The 19,180-nt window shown below is 35.3% G+C and carries 22 protein-coding genes; 21 read left to right on the top strand and 1 reads right to left on the bottom strand.

Features of this window, described 5'->3' with window-relative positions:
• From fabD to rnc, 4 genes are all read left to right on the top strand, one after another.
• Positions 1-939, top strand: a complete 939-nt coding sequence (gene fabD, locus BUB12_RS00520; RefSeq protein WP_072886886.1) for an ACP S-malonyltransferase — start codon at positions 1-3, stop codon at positions 937-939.
• Positions 939-1,679: a 3-oxoacyl-[acyl-carrier-protein] reductase gene (fabG, locus tag BUB12_RS00525; RefSeq protein WP_072886888.1), complete on the top strand. Its 741-nt coding sequence runs from the start codon at positions 939-941 to the stop codon at positions 1,677-1,679. The genes fabD and fabG overlap by 1 nt, the downstream gene beginning before the upstream one ends.
• Before the next feature lie 67 nt (positions 1,680-1,746).
• On the top strand, positions 1,747-1,983 hold the full coding sequence (gene acpP / locus BUB12_RS00530; protein ID WP_072886890.1) for an acyl carrier protein: 237 nt from the start codon (positions 1,747-1,749) through the stop codon (positions 1,981-1,983).
• An 87-nt stretch (positions 1,984-2,070) separates the two neighbouring features.
• Positions 2,071-2,757 (top strand): ribonuclease III, encoded by a 687-nt coding sequence (gene rnc / locus BUB12_RS00535; protein WP_072886892.1) that lies wholly within the window; start codon positions 2,071-2,073, stop codon positions 2,755-2,757.
• Between the two features lie 80 nt (positions 2,758-2,837).
• Here rnc and BUB12_RS00540 read toward each other — a convergent pair whose 3' ends face one another.
• A complete protein-coding gene (locus BUB12_RS00540) occupies positions 2,838-3,059 on the bottom strand; it encodes a DUF1128 domain-containing protein (protein ID WP_072886894.1) in 222 nt (73 codons plus the stop codon).
• A 165-nt stretch (positions 3,060-3,224) separates the two neighbouring features.
• Between BUB12_RS00540 and smc the strand changes: the two genes are divergently transcribed.
• The 17 genes from smc to sucD all read left to right on the top strand — a co-directional run bounded on the left by smc (position 3,225) and on the right by sucD (position 19,147).
• The gene (gene smc / locus BUB12_RS00545) at positions 3,225-6,791 is read left to right on the top strand and encodes a chromosome segregation protein SMC (RefSeq protein ID WP_072886896.1); all 3,567 of its coding nucleotides are present in this window, start codon (positions 3,225-3,227) and stop codon (positions 6,789-6,791) included.
• Between the two features lie 12 nt (positions 6,792-6,803).
• Entirely contained in the window at positions 6,804-7,799 is a 996-nt protein-coding gene (gene ftsY / locus BUB12_RS00550; RefSeq protein WP_072886897.1) for a signal recognition particle-docking protein FtsY, read from the top strand.
• Positions 7,800-7,875: 76 nt separating this feature from the next.
• Positions 7,876-8,202, top strand: a complete 327-nt coding sequence (locus tag BUB12_RS00555; protein WP_072886899.1) for a putative DNA-binding protein — start codon at positions 7,876-7,878, stop codon at positions 8,200-8,202.
• A gap of 13 nt (positions 8,203-8,215) precedes the next feature.
• Positions 8,216-9,562 carry a signal recognition particle protein gene (ffh, locus tag BUB12_RS00560; RefSeq protein ID WP_072886901.1) on the top strand — a complete coding sequence of 449 codons (1,347 nt, stop codon included), beginning with the start codon at positions 8,216-8,218 and terminating at the stop codon, positions 9,560-9,562.
• Between the two features lie 145 nt (positions 9,563-9,707).
• Positions 9,708-9,977 (top strand): 30S ribosomal protein S16, encoded by a 270-nt coding sequence (gene rpsP / locus BUB12_RS00565; RefSeq protein WP_072886902.1) that lies wholly within the window; start codon positions 9,708-9,710, stop codon positions 9,975-9,977.
• A gap of 17 nt (positions 9,978-9,994) precedes the next feature.
• Positions 9,995-10,222, top strand: a complete 228-nt coding sequence (locus tag BUB12_RS00570) for a KH domain-containing protein (protein ID WP_072886904.1) — start codon at positions 9,995-9,997, stop codon at positions 10,220-10,222.
• A gap of 96 nt (positions 10,223-10,318) precedes the next feature.
• Complete coding sequence (locus BUB12_RS00575) at positions 10,319-10,708, top strand: YlqD family protein (RefSeq protein WP_072886905.1); 390 nt, start codon at positions 10,319-10,321, stop codon at positions 10,706-10,708.
• 11 nt (positions 10,709-10,719) lie between these two features.
• Positions 10,720-11,235: a ribosome maturation factor RimM gene (gene rimM, locus BUB12_RS00580; RefSeq protein ID WP_072886907.1), complete on the top strand. Its 516-nt coding sequence runs from the start codon at positions 10,720-10,722 to the stop codon at positions 11,233-11,235.
• On the top strand, positions 11,235-11,987 hold the full coding sequence (gene trmD, locus BUB12_RS00585) for a tRNA (guanosine(37)-N1)-methyltransferase TrmD (protein WP_072886909.1): 753 nt from the start codon (positions 11,235-11,237) through the stop codon (positions 11,985-11,987). Before rimM ends, trmD begins: the two co-directional genes overlap by 1 nt.
• A 140-nt stretch (positions 11,988-12,127) precedes the next feature.
• Positions 12,128-12,472 carry a 50S ribosomal protein L19 gene (gene rplS / locus BUB12_RS00590; RefSeq protein WP_072886911.1) on the top strand — a complete coding sequence of 115 codons (345 nt, stop codon included), beginning with the start codon at positions 12,128-12,130 and terminating at the stop codon, positions 12,470-12,472.
• A 645-nt stretch (positions 12,473-13,117) separates the two neighbouring features.
• On the top strand, positions 13,118-13,669 hold the full coding sequence (gene lepB / locus BUB12_RS00595; RefSeq protein ID WP_072886912.1) for a signal peptidase I: 552 nt from the start codon (positions 13,118-13,120) through the stop codon (positions 13,667-13,669).
• A gap of 8 nt (positions 13,670-13,677) precedes the next feature.
• Complete coding sequence (gene ylqF / locus BUB12_RS00600) at positions 13,678-14,523, top strand: ribosome biogenesis GTPase YlqF (protein WP_072886914.1); 846 nt, start codon at positions 13,678-13,680, stop codon at positions 14,521-14,523.
• Between the two features lie 97 nt (positions 14,524-14,620).
• Entirely contained in the window at positions 14,621-15,388 is a 768-nt protein-coding gene (locus tag BUB12_RS00605) for a ribonuclease HII (protein WP_072886916.1), read from the top strand.
• 24 nt (positions 15,389-15,412) lie between these two features.
• Positions 15,413-16,663, top strand: a complete 1,251-nt coding sequence (locus BUB12_RS00610; RefSeq protein ID WP_072886918.1) for a hypothetical protein — start codon at positions 15,413-15,415, stop codon at positions 16,661-16,663.
• Positions 16,660-16,938, top strand: coding sequence for an EscU/YscU/HrcU family type III secretion system export apparatus switch protein (locus BUB12_RS00615; protein WP_072886920.1), 279 nt, complete (start codon positions 16,660-16,662; stop codon positions 16,936-16,938). Before BUB12_RS00610 ends, BUB12_RS00615 begins: the two co-directional genes overlap by 4 nt.
• A gap of 93 nt (positions 16,939-17,031) precedes the next feature.
• A complete protein-coding gene (gene sucC / locus BUB12_RS00620) occupies positions 17,032-18,192 on the top strand; it encodes an ADP-forming succinate--CoA ligase subunit beta (protein WP_072886922.1) in 1,161 nt (386 codons plus the stop codon).
• 52 nt (positions 18,193-18,244) lie between these two features.
• Complete coding sequence (gene sucD / locus BUB12_RS00625) at positions 18,245-19,147, top strand: succinate--CoA ligase subunit alpha (protein ID WP_072886924.1); 903 nt, start codon at positions 18,245-18,247, stop codon at positions 19,145-19,147.
• Positions 19,148-19,180 lie beyond the last annotated feature (33 nt).

Below are 19,180 nucleotides of genomic sequence, written 5' to 3' on the forward strand. Positions count from 1 at the left end.
ATGAAACGGGTAGCATTTATGTTTCCTGGTCAAGGCTCACAAGTTGTCGGCATGGGGAAAGAAGTTCATGATCAATTTAAAAGTGTTCAGGATTTGTATGAAAAAGCCAACGAGGTTCTAGACAAAGACATTACGTCTATTATGTTTAATGGGCCTAAAGAAACTCTAACAGAAACAGAAAATGCTCAACCAGCATTACTATTATCCAGCATTGCTATTCAACAACTGTTAAAAGAAAAAGGCATTCATCCAGTTATGACAGTTGGACATAGTTTAGGTGAGTATAGTGCTTTAGTGGCCGCAGGTGCTCTTTCAATTGAAGATGCTTTACCCCTAGTAGCAACCCGTGGAAGACTAATGGAAGAAGCATTTCCAAAAGGGCAAGGAACTATGGCTGCGGTATTAGGGTTGGACAAGGAAAAAATACAAGAATCTTTGGAACAAATTAAAGATGAAATTGTCGACCTAGCTAATATCAATTGTCCAGGACAAATTGTTATATCGGGTTCTGTTAAAGGTGTAGAACAAGCGACAGAAGTTTTGAAGGAAAACGGAGCTAAACGAGTTTTACCTTTAAATGTAAGTGGCCCTTTTCATTCAAGACTAATGGAACCAGCAAACAAAGAATTCTCTAAATATCTTGATAAAGTCACCATACATGATGTTGATACGCCGATTTATGCTAATGTCACTGCACAGCCAGTAACTGATCACGAAGAAATAAAAAACTTATTGATCAAACAGCTATATTCTCCTGTACAGTTTGAAGCATCCATTCGTAATATGATGGAAGAGAATATAGACGCTTTTGTAGAAATCGGAAGTGGAAAAGTACTGTCCGGATTAGTTAAGAAAATTAATCGTAGAGTGAAAACATTTGCTGTTCAGGATACGGTATCATTGGATGAGTTTATTTCTTGGTACGAGGAGGAAGTATAATGTTAAAAGGAAAAAATGCATTAGTTACTGGGGCATCACGAGGAATTGGCCGAGCCATTGCAATAGAACTAGCTAAACAAGGAGCCAATGTGGCAGTCAATTATGCAGGTAGTGAAGCAAAAGCCCAAGCAGTAGTAGAGGAACTTGAGGCTCTTGGGGTAAAAGCAATGAAGTTGCAAGCAGATGTTGCAGACGAAGAAAGTGTAAAAGCAATGGTTAAAGAAGTGGTGACGCAGTTTGGCAGCCTAGACATATTAGTAAACAATGCTGGCATAACTCGTGATAACTTGTTGATGCGCATGAAAGAAGCCGAATTCGACCAAGTAATTAACACAAATTTAAAAGGTGTATTCGTATGTACAAAAGCAGTTACTAGACAAATGATGAAACAAAGAGCTGGTAGAATTGTCAATGTAGCTTCAATAGTTGGTGTTAGTGGAAATCCTGGTCAAGCAAACTATGTTGCTGCAAAAGCAGGAGTTATTGGACTTACGAAAACAACCGCAAAAGAACTTGCTTCTAGAAACATTTTAGTAAATGCTATAGCACCCGGTTTTATTTCTACAGATATGACTGATGAATTAACCGATGAACAAAAAGAAGCAATGTTAGCGATGATCCCATTAGGGAAATTAGGTAAACCAGAGGATGTAGCAAAAGTGGTACGTTTCTTAACCTCAGAAGATGCGAATTACATTACTGGTCAAACCATTCATATTGATGGTGGAATGGTAATGTAAATTTATAGCGTATATAAGCAAAATTTATTATTATTAATATTATCCCACTTGAAAGGAGGTGAAAAGTATGGCAGATGTGTTTGACCGTGTAAAAGATATTATCGTTGACAAGCTAGATGTAGATGAGTCAAAAGTAACACTAGAAGCATCTTTTAAAGATGATTTAGAAGCAGATTCATTAGATGTTGTGGAACTAGTAATGGAGCTTGAAGACGAATTTGATATGGAAATCGCCGATGAAGAAGCAGAGAAGATTAATACTGTTGGTGATGCTGTTGATTACATAAACAGTTTACAGTCATAATAATTAATGAAGTATGAAAAGGTGGCTATCCAGTAATCAAATTCTTGATATTAGGACAGCCACCTTAATAAATTGAGGTGACATTGGATGAATGTTGCAAAACTAGAAGAAGCTTTGCAGTTAAAATTTAATAACCATGAGTTATTGAAACAAGCTTTTACACATTCATCATATGTGAATGAGCATCGTAATAGGAATTTCTCAGATAATGAGCGCTTGGAATTTTTAGGAGATGCTGTATTAGAGTTAGGTGTTTCACAATTTCTATTTCGTACTAATTCTTCAATGCCTGAAGGAGAAATGACGAAATTGCGAGCATCTATCGTCTGTGAACCTTCCCTTTATAACTTTGCTAAAGAATTAAATTTTGGTGAGCATATATTTTTAGGGAAAGGTGAAGAACAAACTGGTGGTCGAGATCGTCCGGCATTATTAGCGGATGTATTTGAAGCATTTTTAGGTGCGCTTTATCTTGATCAAGGATTTGATACAGCATTGAGCTTTTTAGAGACTCATGTATTTCCAAAAGTTGAAACTGGTGCTTTTTCGCATGCGATGGATTATAAGAGCCAATTACAAGAATTGGTTCAGCAAGAGAAAAATCATATAATTGAATACAATATTGTGGAAGAAAAAGGTCCATCCCATAATAAGGAATTCGTTTCTAAGGTTACCGTTATGAATGGTATTACTGGAAAAGGGATTGGACGTACAAAGAAAGAAGCAGAACAACGAGCAGCAAAAAATGTATTAGATATCTTAACGAATAAGTAGAAAAAAGACTGTGATTCACACTATAGAAGGTGAAAAACAGTCTTTTTTAGAATGAATTCTGAGTTGCAGGTTACACCAAGCTATTTTCTTACGTTTCTTAATTCTTCTATGAATGCTTGGGTTTCTGATGCGCTTAAATTTCCTTTTTGAATAATCATATCATACATAAATTTTAAATCTTCATATTTATTTAAATCATAGTCTTCGGGGTCCATGAGTGTACGATTAACCACATTTAGCTTATCAGCTAATTCATTTAATATGTATTTTAGATTATCTTTTGATGGAGTTTTTAAATCCATTTTATACCTCCTCTATATATGAATTATTGATTATTGAATCGCTAAAACTGGTTCAGCTCTTCTTTTGTTGCTATGTTTATGATAAAATAAATGCGTTAAAATGCCAACATAAAAATTAAGATTTTTAGATATAGAGAAAGTCGGTACGGGATTAGGAGAATGTGTATGTTTTTAAAACGATTAGAAAGTGTCGGATTTAAATCTTTCGCTGAAAGGATTAATGTCGAATTTGTACCAGGTGTTACTGCAGTTGTTGGTCCTAACGGTAGTGGAAAAAGTAATATTACTGATGCAATCCGTTGGGTCCTTGGGGAGCAGTCTGCGAAGTCACTACGTGGATCAAAGATGGAAGATATTATTTTTCAAGGTAGTGATAGCAGAAGAGCGTTAAATGTAGCAGAAGTAACACTAGTTCTTGATAACCAAGATGAAGCTTTACCTCTTGATTATGAAGAAGTGAGTGTAACTAGAAGAGTGTATCGTTCAGGTGAAAGTGAGTTTTACATAAATAAACAATCTTGTCGTCTGAAAGATATTATTGACTTATTTATGGATTCAGGATTAGGAAAAGAAGCATTCTCCATTATTAGTCAAGGGAAAGTCGAAGAGATATTAAGTTCAAAAGCAGAAGAACGTCGGACAATCTTTGAAGAAGCTGCAGGAGTTTTAAAATATAAACAGCGTAAAAAGAAGGCAGAATATAAACTTGCTGAAACGCAAGAAAACTTAAATCGAATTGAAGATATTATCTATGAGATAGAACAACAAATAGGTCCATTGAAGGATCAAGCTGACACTGCAAAGACTTTTATAGAGAAAAAAGAATTACTTAAAGAGAAAGAGATTGCCTTATTGATTACAGAGATTGAAAAGCTGCATAAGGAATGGCAAGGATTGCTTGAAGAATTGGATAAAGAAAAAATGTCTGAGATTCAATTAAAAACGAGCATTCAACAAAAAGAAGCGAAACTTGAAACAGAAAGACAAGAAATTAATGAGTTAGACAAAGCGATTGAAGAATTACAAGCTAATCTTTTATCCACCACACAGCTTTTAGAACAGCACGAAGGTAAAAAACAGGTATATAATGAACGGTTTAAGCATTTTGAAGAAAATAAACAAAAGTTAGAACAACAGAAAGAAGAAACAACGAGTAAACTTAACCAAACTAGACTGGATTTAAAGGACGAGAATGAGAAGTTAGCATTATTGCAGTCACAACGTCAAGAAACTAATCAAAAGCTGCAAGAGATTGAACATATATTAACGAATCAACAAGAGAATATTGCTGAACAAATTGAAGAGTTAAAAGCTGATTATATTGAAGTATTAAATCAACAAGCTGCGTATAAAAATGAAAAACATTCCATTCGCCAGCAGTTAGAACAGGTTACACATAAGAAAGATCGCCAACTTGAGAAGTTTCAGGATTTAATTATTCAACGCGATGAATATGAACAAAGAAAAGCAGCAAAGAAGAAGGAGTTAGAAGAAGAAGAGCAGCAATATGACCAGGTATATTTACGTCAACAACAGCTAAAAACAGAGCTTGAACAAGCTAGATCACAGCATCAAGAATCCCAAACAAAATTATACCAAGGCTATCAATATATCGAAAAACTAAAGTCAAAAAAAGAAATGCTAGAAGAAATGAAAGAAGATTTTCAAGGTTTCTTCCACGGGGTAAAATCGATTTTAAAAGCTAGAGAAGACAGCTTACTCCAAGACATTTATGGTGCTGTTATTGAGTTGGTGGACGTACCAAAGGAATATATAACTGCCATTGAAACGGTTTTAGGTGGACAAGCACAGCATATTGTTGTAGAAAATGATGCTGCAGCACGAGCAGCGATAAACTGGTTGAAAAAAACAAATAGTGGTCGTGCGACTTTCTTGCCTTTACAATCTATCCAACCACGTTTTGTACCTAGTGATGTTTTATCTATGGTTGAAAACCATCCTGGATATGTAGGTATAGCAGCTAATTTAATTGGTGTTTCAGAACAATATAAAAAGGCGATTCATCATTTAATGGGCCATGTCATTATTGCAAAGACACTAAAAGATGCTAATGATATTGCTAGACAAGTAATGAGACGTTATCGAATTGTAACGTTAGATGGAGATGTGGTAAATCCAGGTGGTTCCATGTCTGGTGGAGCACAAAAGAAGACGAATCAATCTTTATTTACCAGGGAAAAAGATCTCCAAGAATTAACGGAAAAATTGACCGACTTTCAAGAAAAAGCACTGTTGTTTGAGAAAAATGTTGAGAATCAAAAACAATTAATAACGGAAAAAGAAAATGCCTTACAAGATATTGAAGGAACACTACACGTTATTCAAGAGAAAGTACAGCAGGCAAAGGAAGAATATAATGAAGTTTCTCTTAAACTTTCAAGCCTAAGTGATAATTTAACTCTTTACGACCAAGATAAACAACAGTTCGAAACGGACCAAGAAAAATTAAAAGCTAGAGATAGAGAATTAGAATCGAAATTACATTCAATCGAGAATGAATTACAATCACTTCAATCTGAAATTGATAAATTAACAGAACAGCAGTCTGAATTTCAAGCAAATCAAGAACAATTACAACAAGATTTTCACCAATACCAAGTACAACTCGCTGAGCAAGACGAGCGCTGGAAAAACCAACGTGAGAAATCTAAAGCAATTGAGAGACAAGTAACTGACCTACAGGAAGAACTAGATGGTTATACAAAAGAATTAAATGACTTGTTATCAATAAATGAAAATAATGAAACACAAGAAGAAATAGAGGAATCGATTCAAAGGACAAAGGAAGATAAGGAGCGTTTAGTAAAAGAAATTCAACAGAAACGTTCAACTCGATCAGAAAAGACACAACGAATGCAAGATGAAGAAAGAGAACTAAAAGAAGAAAATAAACAACATCAAGTGCTTCAAGAAAAAGTACAGCAAAAAGAAGTAAAAGCTAATCGTCTTGATGTTGAATTAGAAAACCGATTAACTAAGTTACAAACGGAATATACCATAACATTTGAAAAAGCAATGCAGTTATACGAAAAAGTGGAAGACATTAATCTAGCAAAAGAAGATGTACGACAAATTAAATTGTCAATTGAACGATTAGGAACAGTTAACCTAGGAGCTATTGATGAATATGAACGTATTTCTGAGCGTTATACATTCCTATCCGAGCAAAAAGATGATCTTGTCGAAGCTAAACAAACGCTATTTGAAGTGATAGCTGAGATGGATCAAGAGATGGAAAAATTATTTGACCATACATTTAGTCAAATTAAAGCAGAATTCTCTGTTGTCTTTAAAGAATTGTTCGGTGGTGGACGTGCTGAACTGAAGCTAACAGACCCTAAAAACTTGTTAGACACCGGAGTTGATATAATAGCACAACCACCTGGTAAGAAATTACAGCATTTAGGGCTGCTTTCAGGTGGAGAGAGAGCATTAACTGCAATCGCATTGTTATTTGCTATACTTCGCGTACGTCCAGTTCCATTCTGTGTGTTGGATGAAGTAGAAGCTGCATTAGATGAGGCAAACGTTGCACGATTTGCCAAATATGTGAAAATGTATAGTAAAAATACTCAATTTATTGTAATTACCCATCGTAAAGGGACTATGGAGGAAGCAGATGTCCTATATGGTGTTACCATGCAGGAATCTGGAGTATCTCGTCTAGTTTCCGTTCGCTTGGAGGATACGAAGGAGTTAATTGAGACATAAGGAGGAACTAACATGGGATTCATGGATAAATTGAAAAAGAAATTTATACAAAATAATCAAGAAGAAGTTACCACTAAATATAAAGAAGGCATGGAAAAGACGAGGAAGTCTTTTTCTGGTCGAATTAATGATTTAATTGCTCGATACCGCAAAATTGATGAGGATTTCTTTGAGGAATTAGAAGAGGTATTGATATCAGCTGATGTTGGTGTAATGACTGTAATGGATTTAATCGACGAATTAAAAATGGAAGTAAAGCGTCAAAATATCAAGGATACTAAAGAAGTGAAAGATGTCATCTCTGAAAAATTAGTAGAGATTTATTATGGAGAAGATGACGAGGAAATAGAAGAAATAAACATTAAAGAAAATGAATTAACTGTTATTTTAGTTGTGGGTGTAAATGGAGTGGGTAAAACGACATCTATTGGTAAGTTAGCTCATCAACTAAAGAATGATGGAAAGAAAGTAGTTTTAGCAGCTGGTGATACGTTCCGTGCAGGTGCAATCGATCAATTGGAAATCTGGGGAGAACGTGCAGGGGTTGATGTGATTAAGCAACATGAAGGTAGTGATCCTGCAGCAGTAATATTTGATGGCATTAAAGCAGCGAAGTCACGAGAAGCAGACGTGTTAATCTGTGATACTGCTGGACGTTTACAAAATAAAGTCAACTTAATGAATGAACTGGCAAAAGTTAAACGTGTAATTGAACGTGAAATACCTGGTGCACCTCATGAAGTATTATTAGTACTTGATTCAACTACTGGGCAAAATGCATTAAACCAAGCCAAAACATTCTCCGAAGCAACTGATGTTACTGGTATTGTGTTAACAAAGCTTGACGGAACTGCAAAAGGAGGAATTGTTCTTGCTATTCGACATGAGCTGAACATACCTGTTAAACTTGTAGGACTAGGAGAGCAAATGGAAGATCTTCAGCAATTTGATGCAAACGCATTTGTTTATGGACTTTTTGCAGATATGTTGGAAGAAGAAGAAGCGTAAGCAAACTTGACAATAAACTCAACCGTTCTGTATCATTAGTTTTGTAAAGGATTTTCACTTAACAAGGGGTGGGGAAATGCTAGAAAAGACGACACGTATGAATTATTTATTGGATTTTTATCAGGCATTGTTAACACCCAAACAACGAAATTACATGGAGATGTATTATCTTGAAGACTATTCGCTTGGTGAAATATCCGAGGTTTCAGAAGTTTCCCGGCAAGCTGTCTATGATAATATAAAGAGAACAGAATCAATGCTTGAAGCCTATGAAGCGAAGTTACATCTATATGATAAATTTCAACAACGTCATGCGTTGATTAATAAAATGGAAGAATCATTAAATGATGAAAACAGTAAACGTATGGAAACATTGTTAAATCAATTAAAAGATTTAGAGTAGGGGGACACCTTCTATGGCATTTGAAGGATTAGCTGAACGTTTACAAAATACGATGAAAAAAATAACTGGTAAAGGGAAAGTTTCGGAACAAGATGTTAAGGAAATGACCCGTGAAGTGCGTTTAGCTTTATTGGAAGCAGACGTAAACTTTAAAGTTGTAAAGGATTTAATTAAACGTATTAAGGAACGTGCTATTGGACAAGAAGTAATGGAAAGTTTAACACCTGGCCAACAGGTAATTAAAGTAGTTAAAGATGAATTGACCGAACTAATGGGTGGTGAACAAAGTAGAATAGCAGTAAGTGATCGCCCACCAACAGTCATTATGATGGTTGGGTTGCAAGGGGCCGGTAAGACGACTACTACTGGTAAACTCGCTAATCATTTACGAAAAAACCATAATCGTTCACCGTTACTTGTAGCGTGTGATGTTTATAGACCAGCTGCTATAAAGCAATTAGAAACCCTAGGTACACAATTAAATATGCCTGTGTTCTCCATGGGAACAGAAGCAAATCCTGTTGATATTGCTAAACAAGCAATTGAAAAAGCAAAAGAAGAGCATCATGATTACGTAATCATTGATACAGCAGGTCGTTTGCATGTAGATACTGATTTAATGGATGAATTGGAGCAAATCAAGACAACGGTGAAGCCAGATGAAATCTTCTTAGTAGTAGATGCGATGACCGGGCAAGATGCAGTTAACGTAGCAGAGAGTTTCAATGAACAATTAGATTTATCAGGTGTCGTCTTAACTAAACTAGACGGTGACACTCGTGGTGGTGCTGCATTATCAATTAAAGCTGTTACAAATAAACCGATTAAATTTGCTGGTATGGGTGAAAAACTTGACCAATTAGAAGCATTTCATCCAGAGAGAATGGCGTCCCGTATTCTTGGTATGGGGGATGTATTAACATTAATTGAAAAGGCACAGACAAATGTTAATGAAAAACAAGCCAAAGAATTAGAAGAAAAAATGCGTACAGCATCATTTACTTTTGATGATTTCTTAGAGCAAATGGGCCAAGTGAAAAATATGGGACCTTTAGATGATTTATTAGCTATGATTCCAGGCGCTAATAAAATGAAGGGTCTTAAAAATGCACAAATTGACGAGAAACAATTAGTGCACGTGGAAGCAATTATTAAATCTATGACTAAGAAAGAAAGACAAGATCCGAGTGTAATGAACGCTAGCCGTAAAAAAAGAATTGCTAAAGGGTCTGGTACGACTGTTTCACAAGTCAATCGTTTATTAAAACAATTTGATGAAATGAAAAAGATGATGAAACAAATGACTAATATGCAAAAAGGTAAAAAAGGAAAAGGAATGAAATTTCCATTCTCTTTCTAAATCACTAATGAAACCCTTTATTTTTCAGGGAAATATTATTTTTTTATAATGTAATGGAAAAATACTTTACAGACTATAAAGTTTCTGTTAAACTTTATACTTGTGATAAACATTTGATATAAACAAAGCAATGGAGGTGCAAATAATGGCAGTAAAAATCCGTTTAAAACGTATGGGTTCTAAAAGAAATCCATTCTATCGTATCGTTGTAGCTGATTCACGTTCACCACGTGATGGACGTTCTATTGAACAAATTGGAACTTATAATCCTGTTGTTGATCCAGTTGAAGTTAAAATAGATGAAGAAAAAGCACTTGATTGGATGACTAAAGGTGCGAAACCAAGTGATACAGTTCGCAACCTATTTTCAAATGAAGGCATCATGAAAAAATTCCACGAACAGAAAAATCAATAGTAAAGTAGTGTGATATCATGAAAGCCCTAATTGAATCGATTGTTACACCACTTGTCGATCATCCTGAAGATGTTAAGGTTACAGAAAAAGAGGAAGACTCAAAATTAGTCTATCATCTTACTGTAAACCAAGAAGACGTTGGGAAAGTAATCGGCAAAAACGGGCGAATTGCCAAAGCGATCCGTACGGTTGTATATGCAGCGAAGACGGACAAACAAAAGCGTATTTATCTTGATATTATGTAAAAGGGAAAGGGGAACTCAACCTTTCCCTTTTGTGCATGTAAAAGATGTTTCACGGATAATCGCTAAACTCAATTAAAGTGAGAGCGAGGAATAAATGTGAAAATAATTAAAAAAATAGTAGTAAAACAAGTCGTTACTGAGAATAGTAAAGACAAACTAAAAAGTAACTTTATAGACCATAAAATGCGACTTGAACAAGAGTGTCAACAACTATTGTTTGAACAGAGAAAATTACAAAACAAAGCTGGAGTTTCAAAACAAGAGCTCGTTAGTAGATTTCAACAGGAGATTAAAAATCGAAAAGAAAAAATAAAATTACTGGATTTTAAATTAGAACAGTTGGAAATGTTAGCGATTGGAAGTGAAATTGTAGAAAAAGAAGTTGAAGCTCTTGTTGAAGTAGGTGTTGGTACCAATTGGAAACAAGTAATGGAGAAGTCTGCAATTGTAATTAAAGACGATGTAGTAATACGCATAGATGAATAGCAGGTGAAAATATGTCAAAAAAAATGTTTAACATTGGAAAAATAATTAATACACATGGCATTCGTGGGGATGTTAAAGTATTACGAATAAGTGATTTTGATGAACGATTTGAAATTGGAAGTGTTGTTTATTTAGTTAAAGATAATGAGAAACCACTACCATTAACAATTGATGGTCATCGTATACATAAAGGTTTTGATTTAGTTCATTTCAAAGGATATGATAACATTAACGATGTTGAACATTATAAAGGCTCACATCTGAAAATATTAGAAGATCAACTAACTGAATTAGAAGAAGATGAGTATTATTATCATGAAATAATCGGATGTGATGTCTTTTTATGGAATGGTGAAAAACTTGGTGTAATTAAAGAAATTTTATCACCTGGTGCTAACGATGTTTGGGTAGTGAAACCTTCAAAAGGAAAAGACATATTGATTCCATATATTGAAGAAGTAGTGAAAGAGGTTAATGTCGAAGAAAAAAGAATTACTGTAGAGCCAATGGAAGGACTGCTTGATTAATGCATATTGACATATTAACTCTTTTTCCTGAGATGATTGAGAGTGTATTTCAAACATCAATACTTAAAAAGGCACAGGAAAAAGAGAAGTTCAATTATAATTTAATAAATTTCCGTGATTATACGGAAAACAAACATAATAAAGTAGATGATTACCCGTATGGTGGTGGAGCTGGTATGGTACTGGCTCCTCAACCTATTTTTGATGCTGTAGAAGATGTAAAAAGTAAACGTAAAACGAAACCAAGGGTAATTTTGATGTGTCCACAAGGAGAACGATACTCTCAAAAGAAAGCTGAAGAATTAGCTGAAGAGGATCATTTAATTTTTATTTGTGGTCATTACGAGGGATATGATGAACGAATACGAGAGCATCTAGTAACCGATGAGATTTCAATTGGAGATTATGTGTTAACTGGTGGAGAATTAGGAGCCATGGTAGTAGTTGATAGTGTCGTTAGATTGTTACCAGAGGTATTAGGTAATGAAGAATCAGCTCCACAAGACTCTTTTTCGACAGGAATGTTAGAACATCCTCATTATACTAGACCAAGGGAATTTAGAGGGTTAAAGGTTCCTGATGTCTTATTATCAGGTGATCACGCCAAGATAGAGGCGTGGCGACGACGTGAGTCATTAAAACGCACCTATGAGAGAAGAAAAGAATTAATTAAGGAAGAACTTCTATCAAAAGAGGATAGAAAGATATTAGATGATATTCTAGAAGAACTACATTCATCAACATTTGAGTAAAAACTGTAACTTATAGTTGAACAATCCCATGTATTATGGTATATTTATTTCTGTGCTTAAGTTCGATTAAGTACTTATAAACGATGTTCCGCTGTTGCCATCGAGTGATAAGAGCATTGGTTTGGAAGGAGTGAAGCAGGATGCAACAATTAATCGAAGAGATTACAAAAGAACAACTTCGTACTGATCATCCTGATTTCCGCCCGGGTGACACTGTAAAAGTTCACGTTAAAGTTGTTGAAGGAACTCGTGAACGTATTCAGGTATTCGAAGGTGTTGTAATTAAACGCCAAAACGGTGGAATCAGTGAAACATTTACAGTAAGAAAAATTTCTTACGGTGTAGGTGTTGAACGTACTTTCCCAGTGCATTCACCTCGTGTCGATAAAATCGAAGTGTCACGTCGTGGTAGAGTTCGCCGTGCGAAACTATACTATCTACGTAACCTACGCGGAAAAGCAGCACGTATTAAAGAACGTCGCTAATCCTACGAATTGGATATTTAACAATGATTTTGAAAAGGAGCTTAGCAATCGTGCGAGCTCCTTTTTACATATGTAAGTTCAACATACTAGAAGTCTATTTTTATTTTTACTATTTGTTGTTATATATTTACACTGTGCAGTTGTTTTTGGGATGAAAAATTCCTACCGCTACGGAAATACACTTCGCTTTCCGCGGGCGGCTGGTGAGCCAGGGAACTACTTGGTTAGGCTTCCTAGCACCCTTGCGCTGAGGAAGCCCACTGTGTAGCATTACTTGTAGACGCAAGCGCATCACGGGGTCTCACCTATGCCTCTGCTCCCGCAGGACAAGTAATGCTACGTCAGCATTATCATTGCACGAAGGAAATTGTTTTTTATTTCCGAGGAGTCTTCGTGTATTTCCTCCGCTAGTTTTGAACTCTGTTATATTAGTGAGTCTGAAACAATAATTCTTTGGCAAGCGAAGTATTCTGGCGGAAGGCAGTTTTTCATTAGACCTTGATCAGGAACTAGTTTTTCATCATCAAAGCCGCTATGACGCAGTTTCTATCAATTATATATTTTAATAACGAATCACATAACAAATTTTATGAATAGATTAGTGACCAACATAAAAAATAATATAACAGGGTCGGTGGTTGGGTTATGGCAAAGCGAAAAAGTGAATGGTTTGATTGGCTAAAGGCTGCCTTAATAGCCTTAGGACTAGCATTTATCGTAAGAACCTTTTTATTTACTCCCATCATTGTAGATGGTCCATCAATGTTTCCGACTCTACATGATCGTGATCAAATGATCGTCAACAAATTTAAATACAGATTCCAAGAACCTGATCGATTTGATATAGTTGTTTTTCATGCGTCAGATAAGAAAGATTTTATCAAACGGGTAATTGGTCTACCAGGTGAACATGTAGAATATAAGGATAATAATTTGTACATAAATGGTGAAAAGAAAGAGGAACTTTTTTTTGATAATAGTAATACAACTAACCAAATAATTACATCTGATTTTTCCTTAGAGGAATTACCAGGAGGATATGAAAAAATTCCTGATAATCACGTCTTGGTACTAGGAGATAATCGTACAAATTCGACAGACAGTAGAATTTTAGGGGTTATTTCTATGGATCAAATAGTTGGAAATGCCAATATTATTTATTGGCCATTCGAACGAATGCAAAATGCAGGAGAGTAGGTATTTTCATGACAATACAATGGTTTCCAGGCCATATGGCTAAAGCGAGAAGAGAAGTCGAGGAAAAGTTAAAGTTAGTTGACTTTGTAATGGAGTTAGTAGATGCTCGAGCTCCATTATCTTCGCAAAACCCAATGTTACAACAGGTACTGCAACAGAAAACAAAAATGATCGTGCTAATGAAAAAGGATTTGGCAGATCAAAAAGCTACTGACATGTGGCTAAATTACTTCGAAAAAGAAGGGATAACTGCAATTGCCATTGATGTAAATGACAAAGCTGATATTAAGCGTGTGATCCAACTTGCTAAAGAACTTGGTCAAGAAAAAATGGAAAAGCTTAAGAAAAAAGGCATTCAGCCTAGAGCTGCTAGAGCAATGATTGTTGGTATCCCTAATGTAGGAAAATCTACTTTAATAAATCGTCTTGCCAATAAGAAGATTGCCAAAACAGGTGATCGTCCAGGAGTAACGAAGCAGCAGCTCTGGATTAAGGTGAAAAAGGATTTTGAATTACTTGATACACCAGGAATTCTTTGGCCAAAGTTTGAAGATGAACTTGTTGGTTATCGGTTAGCTGCAATAGGAACCATTAAAGACCAGCTCCTTTCTTTACAAGATATTGTTGCATTTGCGATAAATTATCTAAAAGAGCATTATCCGAATACAATCGAAGAAAGATACCAAGTAGATGAAAATATGGACGATATGTGGGATATCTTTGTTAGTATTGGAAAAAAACGTGGTGCACTTGAAAGTGGAGGAAATGTTAATTTTGATAAAGTATCTGATATCGTATTACAAGATTTACGGTCAGGGCGTTTAGGAAAAATTACACTAGAGAAACCAGAATAATTAGTGTGGGGCTGTCCTTTCATTTTAGGGACAGCCTTATCCTTTCACTTAAGATTTAGTGGTAAAGTCCGATATAGTTAGAAAGAAGGGGAAGAAGATGGAAAAACAATCAATATCTCATTTACAACACTTATTTAAATCAGGCATGCTTACTGAAAAGGAAATTGATTTATTAAGAAATGACAAAAGAAAAGGTGCACAACTCCTGGTGAAACGTTTTGAGAAGGAAAAACAAAAAGAAGAAGAATTAGAAAGAGCGTTTGAAGAAATGTGTTTATATGAAAGAAAACAATACGTAATGAACAATCATTACATTGCTGGTGTAGATGAAGCAGGTCGAGGTCCACTTGCTGGACCAGTAGTTGCAGCTGCAGTTATATTACCTAGCGATTTTAAACTTCTTGGTCTAAATGATTCTAAACAGATTAATGAAACTGACAGAGAAAAATTTTATGACATTGTCCTTTCTGAAGCAACGAGTTATGGAATCTCAATTATCAATAATGATCAAATCGACACAATCAATATATTTGAAGCTACTAAATTAGCGATGACAGAAGCGATCAATAAATTAGATCCATACCCTGACCATATACTAATTGATGCAGTTGAACTTAAGGGGTTAAGTTGTACTCACGAAGCTATTATAAAAGGTGATGCTAAAAGTATTTCTATTGCTGCAGCAAGTATTTTAGCAAAAGTAACTAGAGACCGTTTGATGAAAGATATGCATTTAGAATATCCAATGTATGATTTTGCTGCTAATATGGGATACGGAACGAAGAAGCATCTAGAGAGCTTACAAAAGTATGGACCTTCTCCATACCATAGAAAAACGTTTGCACCTGTTAGGGAAGTAATGTAACGACTATAGAGATGGGTGGTTTAAGTGAAAGTTAATCCGTTATTGAATAAGACTACATCCTCCATTATTAATACGAACGAACCGCTCCAACCCGGTCGAATCTTAAAAGGAAGTGTTCTTCATTTATACCCAAATCAAAAGGCTAGAATTCAGTTAGGCAATCGAGAAATGGTTGCCCAACTAAAGGCTTCCCTTTCAATAGGAACTAGCTATCATTTTCAAGTGCAATCTATTACGAACCAAAGCATACATTTGAAAGTGTTAGGTAAAGAACTAAAGGGTGATGAACGGGATAACGCATCCCAGCTTTTGCAACAACTTGGAATTAAATCATCTCGGGCAAATGCCTCATTTGTGCAAAGGCTTTTAACAGAAAATATTCCGTTTAATCGAGAGGAATTAACGGCAGCCTTACATATTCTCAGTGAAAAACCCGATAAAGCGAATAGTTACCTCTTATTACGAGAGATGCTCATGAAGCGATTACCAATTAATGAAGCCATCTTTCAGTCATTGTATCAATTAAGAAATTCTTCTATTAATGAACAGGTCGATTTGTTTATGAAAGCAACATCACAAAATAGCAATCAATCCCCTCAACTTGTAGCTAGTTTAAGAGAGAAATTGCAGTCTTTCCTCAATGTACAAGCAAACGATTCTGTGAAAGATTCAATTTTCAACTTACTTAAAAGTAGTCTAATTAATTTAGGTCATGGTTATGATAGTCAATTATTACAAGGTAAATCGACAGAGAGTAATCAATCGCTTAAGGCAATGCTTCTTTTACTACAACAACAAACAATGGGGTCATTAAATGAAACTACAAAACAATTTATTGAACTAATTAATGGATTACAGTTGAATTCAGTTCGTGAAACTCCTGAGTTTATATACACTCAGATCCAACTACCAGGATTACCTTTTCAAATGAAACAAGACATACATATAAAATTTGAAGGAAAGAAGAATGAAAAAGGAGAAATTAATCCAAGCCACTGTCGCATTATCTTCTTTTTGGAATTATCTCATTTAAATGAGACAGTGATTGATATGAACATACAAAATCGTCATGTCAGTATTACTTTATTCAATAATACACCACAACTTGATGAATTGATAACGACTATTAAACCTTTACTTAAAACTGGATTAGAACAAGAAGATTATCACTTATCAACTATTACAGTTCAGTCTTATAATAGTCATCAGCAAGGGGAACGTTCCTTTCACACCATTGACTCAGAAATAAATCAAGGAGTTGACTTTCGAGTATGAAGTATAAACGACAAAAGGCAACTGCTCTGAACTATGATGAACAACAAGATACTGCGCCTAAAATAACAGCAACAGGAAAGGGGCTAGTAGCTGAAAATATTATAGAACAAGCAAAATTACATGATGTTCCAATTGTGGAAGACGAAACGTTAGCAGAGTTACTTGGTGAATTAAATATTAATGAAAAAATTCCTGAAGAACTGTATCAAGCAGTTGCAGAAGTATTCGGATTTATTTATAAACTAGATGAAATGCATAATTCTACGAAAAACTGACAATTTTATGACAAAAATTTTGCTCTATTCTTGTACTATTCTATATTTTTTAATACAATGTAAATGCAGTGATTTTTGATAGGAGGATAAACAATGAACATTCATGAATATCAAGGCAAAGAAGTTTTACAGAAGTTTGGTGTAAAAGTTCCTAATGGATATGTAGCATACACAGTGGAAGAAGCTGTAGAAGCTGCTGAAAAATTAGGTTCATCTGTAACAGTAGTAAAAGCACAAATTCATGCAGGTGGTCGTGGTAAAGCTGGGGGAGTAAAAGTAGCAAAAAATTTAGATGAAGTACGTACATACGCAGATGAGATTTTAGGAAAAACTTTAGTTACTCATCAAACAGGTCCAGAAGGTAAGGAAGTTAAGCGCTTACTTATTGAGGAAGGCTGCGATATACAAAAAGAATATTATGTTGGTGTAGTGCTTGATCGTGCAACTTCACGTGTTGTTATGATGGCATCTGAAGAAGGCGGTACGGAAATTGAAGAGGTTGCAGCCGAAACACCTGAAAAGATTTTTAAAGAAGTAATCGATCCAGTAGTAGGGTTGACAGGTTATCAAGCTCGTAGACTAGCATTCAATATAAATATTCCAGATGCGTTAATCGGAAAAGCTGTTAAATTTATGACAGGATTATACGATGCATTTGTTGCAAAAGATTGTTCTATTGCTGAGATTAATCCATTAGTTACAACTGGTGATGGTGAAGTATTAGCATTGGATGCTAAATTGAACTTTGATGATAATGCATTATACCGTCAAAAAGATGTAACGGAAATGAGAGACTTAGAAGAAGAAGATGAAAAAGAAATTGAAGCTTCTAAATATGATTTAAGTTATGTATCCCTAGATGGAAATATTGGTTGTATGGTTAATGGTGCAGGATTAGCTATGTCTACAATGGATATTATTAAGCATTATGGCGGCGATCCGGCTAACTTCCTAGATGTTGGTGGTGGTGCTACAGCAGAGAAAGTAACAGAAGCATTTAAGATTATTCTATCTGACTCAAATGTTAAAGGTATCTTTGTTAATATCTTTGGTGGAATCATGAAATGTGATGTAATCGCTGAAGGAGTAGTTGAAGCTACGAAACAAGTGGGATTAGATTTACCGTTAGTCGTGCGTTTAGAAGGAACGAATGTAGACTTAGGGAAGAAAATTTTAGATGAATCAGGACTAGATATTACTGCAGCGGATTCCATGGCTGATGGAGCTCAAAAAATCGTAGCAATGGTAAAATAGTTTATATGGAATTGATGGTTTAGACTCTGATCGAAAGAAAGGACGGACGAAAATGAGCGTATATATAAATAAGGATACAAAAGTTATTGTTCAAGGGATCACCGGCGGTACTGCTAGATTCCACACTAAACAAATGCTTGAATATGGTACGAAAATTGTTGGTGGAGTTACACCTAAAAAAGCTGGTACGGAAGTTGAGGGTGTTCCTGTATTTAATACTGTTAAAGATGCAGTTGAAGAAACTGGAGCAAACGCTTCTGTAATCTATGTTCCTGCTCCATTTGCAGCTGATGCTATTCTTGAAGCTGTTGATGCTGAGTTAGATTTAGTTATTTGTATAACAGAACACATCCCAGTATTAGATATGGTTAAAGTAAAAAGATATATGGAAGGTAAGAAAACAAGATTAGTTGGTCCAAACTGTCCTGGTGTTATAACACCAGAAGAATGTAAAATCGGTATCATGCCAGGATACATTCATAAAAAAGGACACATCGGTGTTGTATCTCGTTCTGGTACATTGACGTATGAAGCTGTTCACCAGTTATCACAACAAGGGTATGGCCAATCAACTGCTGTTGGAATCGGTGGGGACCCTGTAAACGGAACAGACTTTATTGATGTGTTAAAAGCATTTAACGAAGATCCAGACACTGAAGCTGTAATTATGATTGGTGAAATTGGTGGTACTGCAGAAGAAGAGGCTGCGGAATGGGTGAAAGCTAATATGAAAAAACCTGTCGTTGGATTTATTGGTGGAGCAACTGCACCTCCTGGAAAACGTATGGGACACGCTGGAGCTATTATCTCGGGTGGTAAAGGTACTGCAGATGAGAAAATCCGAGTTATGAATTCTTGTGGTATTGAAGTAGCTGATACTCCTGCAGTAATTGGAGATACCATGATTAAAGTACTGAAAGACAAAGGTTTACAAGAGAAATGTAAAACACACTAAACTATAATATCATTATAAATTGGTAGGTCTACT

Origin of the sequence: Ornithinibacillus halophilus, from assembly GCF_900129485.1 — a bacterium.
In the GTDB taxonomy this organism is placed as follows: Bacteria; Bacillota; Bacilli; order Bacillales; family Amphibacillaceae; genus Ornithinibacillus; species Ornithinibacillus halophilus.

What these genes read in the sequence shown, in the direction of transcription:
- lepB (WP_072886912.1), top strand. Translation starts at nt 13,118, where the DNA reads ATGGCAAAGCGAAAAAGTGAATGGTTTGATTGGCTAAAGGCTGCCTTA.
- smc (WP_072886896.1), top strand. Translation starts at nt 3,225, where the DNA reads ATGTTTTTAAAACGATTAGAAAGTGTCGGATTTAAATCTTTCGCTGAA.
- ffh (WP_072886901.1), top strand. Translation starts at nt 8,216, where the DNA reads ATGGCATTTGAAGGATTAGCTGAACGTTTACAAAATACGATGAAAAAA.
- BUB12_RS00555 (WP_072886899.1), top strand. Translation starts at nt 7,876, where the DNA reads ATGCTAGAAAAGACGACACGTATGAATTATTTATTGGATTTTTATCAG.
- trmD (WP_072886909.1), top strand. Translation starts at nt 11,235, where the DNA reads ATGCATATTGACATATTAACTCTTTTTCCTGAGATGATTGAGAGTGTA.
- rpsP (WP_072886902.1), top strand. Translation starts at nt 9,708, where the DNA reads ATGGCAGTAAAAATCCGTTTAAAACGTATGGGTTCTAAAAGAAATCCA.
- acpP (WP_072886890.1), top strand. Translation starts at nt 1,747, where the DNA reads ATGGCAGATGTGTTTGACCGTGTAAAAGATATTATCGTTGACAAGCTA.
- BUB12_RS00605 (WP_072886916.1), top strand. Translation starts at nt 14,621, where the DNA reads ATGGAAAAACAATCAATATCTCATTTACAACACTTATTTAAATCAGGC.
- ylqF (WP_072886914.1), top strand. Translation starts at nt 13,678, where the DNA reads ATGACAATACAATGGTTTCCAGGCCATATGGCTAAAGCGAGAAGAGAA.
- rimM (WP_072886907.1), top strand. Translation starts at nt 10,720, where the DNA reads ATGTCAAAAAAAATGTTTAACATTGGAAAAATAATTAATACACATGGC.
- rnc (WP_072886892.1), top strand. Translation starts at nt 2,071, where the DNA reads ATGAATGTTGCAAAACTAGAAGAAGCTTTGCAGTTAAAATTTAATAAC.
- rplS (WP_072886911.1), top strand. Translation starts at nt 12,128, where the DNA reads ATGCAACAATTAATCGAAGAGATTACAAAAGAACAACTTCGTACTGAT.
- ftsY (WP_072886897.1), top strand. Translation starts at nt 6,804, where the DNA reads ATGGGATTCATGGATAAATTGAAAAAGAAATTTATACAAAATAATCAA.
- fabD (WP_072886886.1), top strand. Translation starts at nt 1, where the DNA reads ATGAAACGGGTAGCATTTATGTTTCCTGGTCAAGGCTCACAAGTTGTC.
- sucD (WP_072886924.1), top strand. Translation starts at nt 18,245, where the DNA reads ATGAGCGTATATATAAATAAGGATACAAAAGTTATTGTTCAAGGGATC.
- fabG (WP_072886888.1), top strand. Translation starts at nt 939, where the DNA reads ATGTTAAAAGGAAAAAATGCATTAGTTACTGGGGCATCACGAGGAATT.
- sucC (WP_072886922.1), top strand. Translation starts at nt 17,032, where the DNA reads ATGAACATTCATGAATATCAAGGCAAAGAAGTTTTACAGAAGTTTGGT.
- BUB12_RS00570 (WP_072886904.1), top strand. Translation starts at nt 9,995, where the DNA reads ATGAAAGCCCTAATTGAATCGATTGTTACACCACTTGTCGATCATCCT.
- BUB12_RS00615 (WP_072886920.1), top strand. Translation starts at nt 16,660, where the DNA reads ATGAAGTATAAACGACAAAAGGCAACTGCTCTGAACTATGATGAACAA.
- BUB12_RS00540 (WP_072886894.1), bottom strand. Translation starts at nt 3,059, where the DNA reads ATGGATTTAAAAACTCCATCAAAAGATAATCTAAAATACATATTAAAT.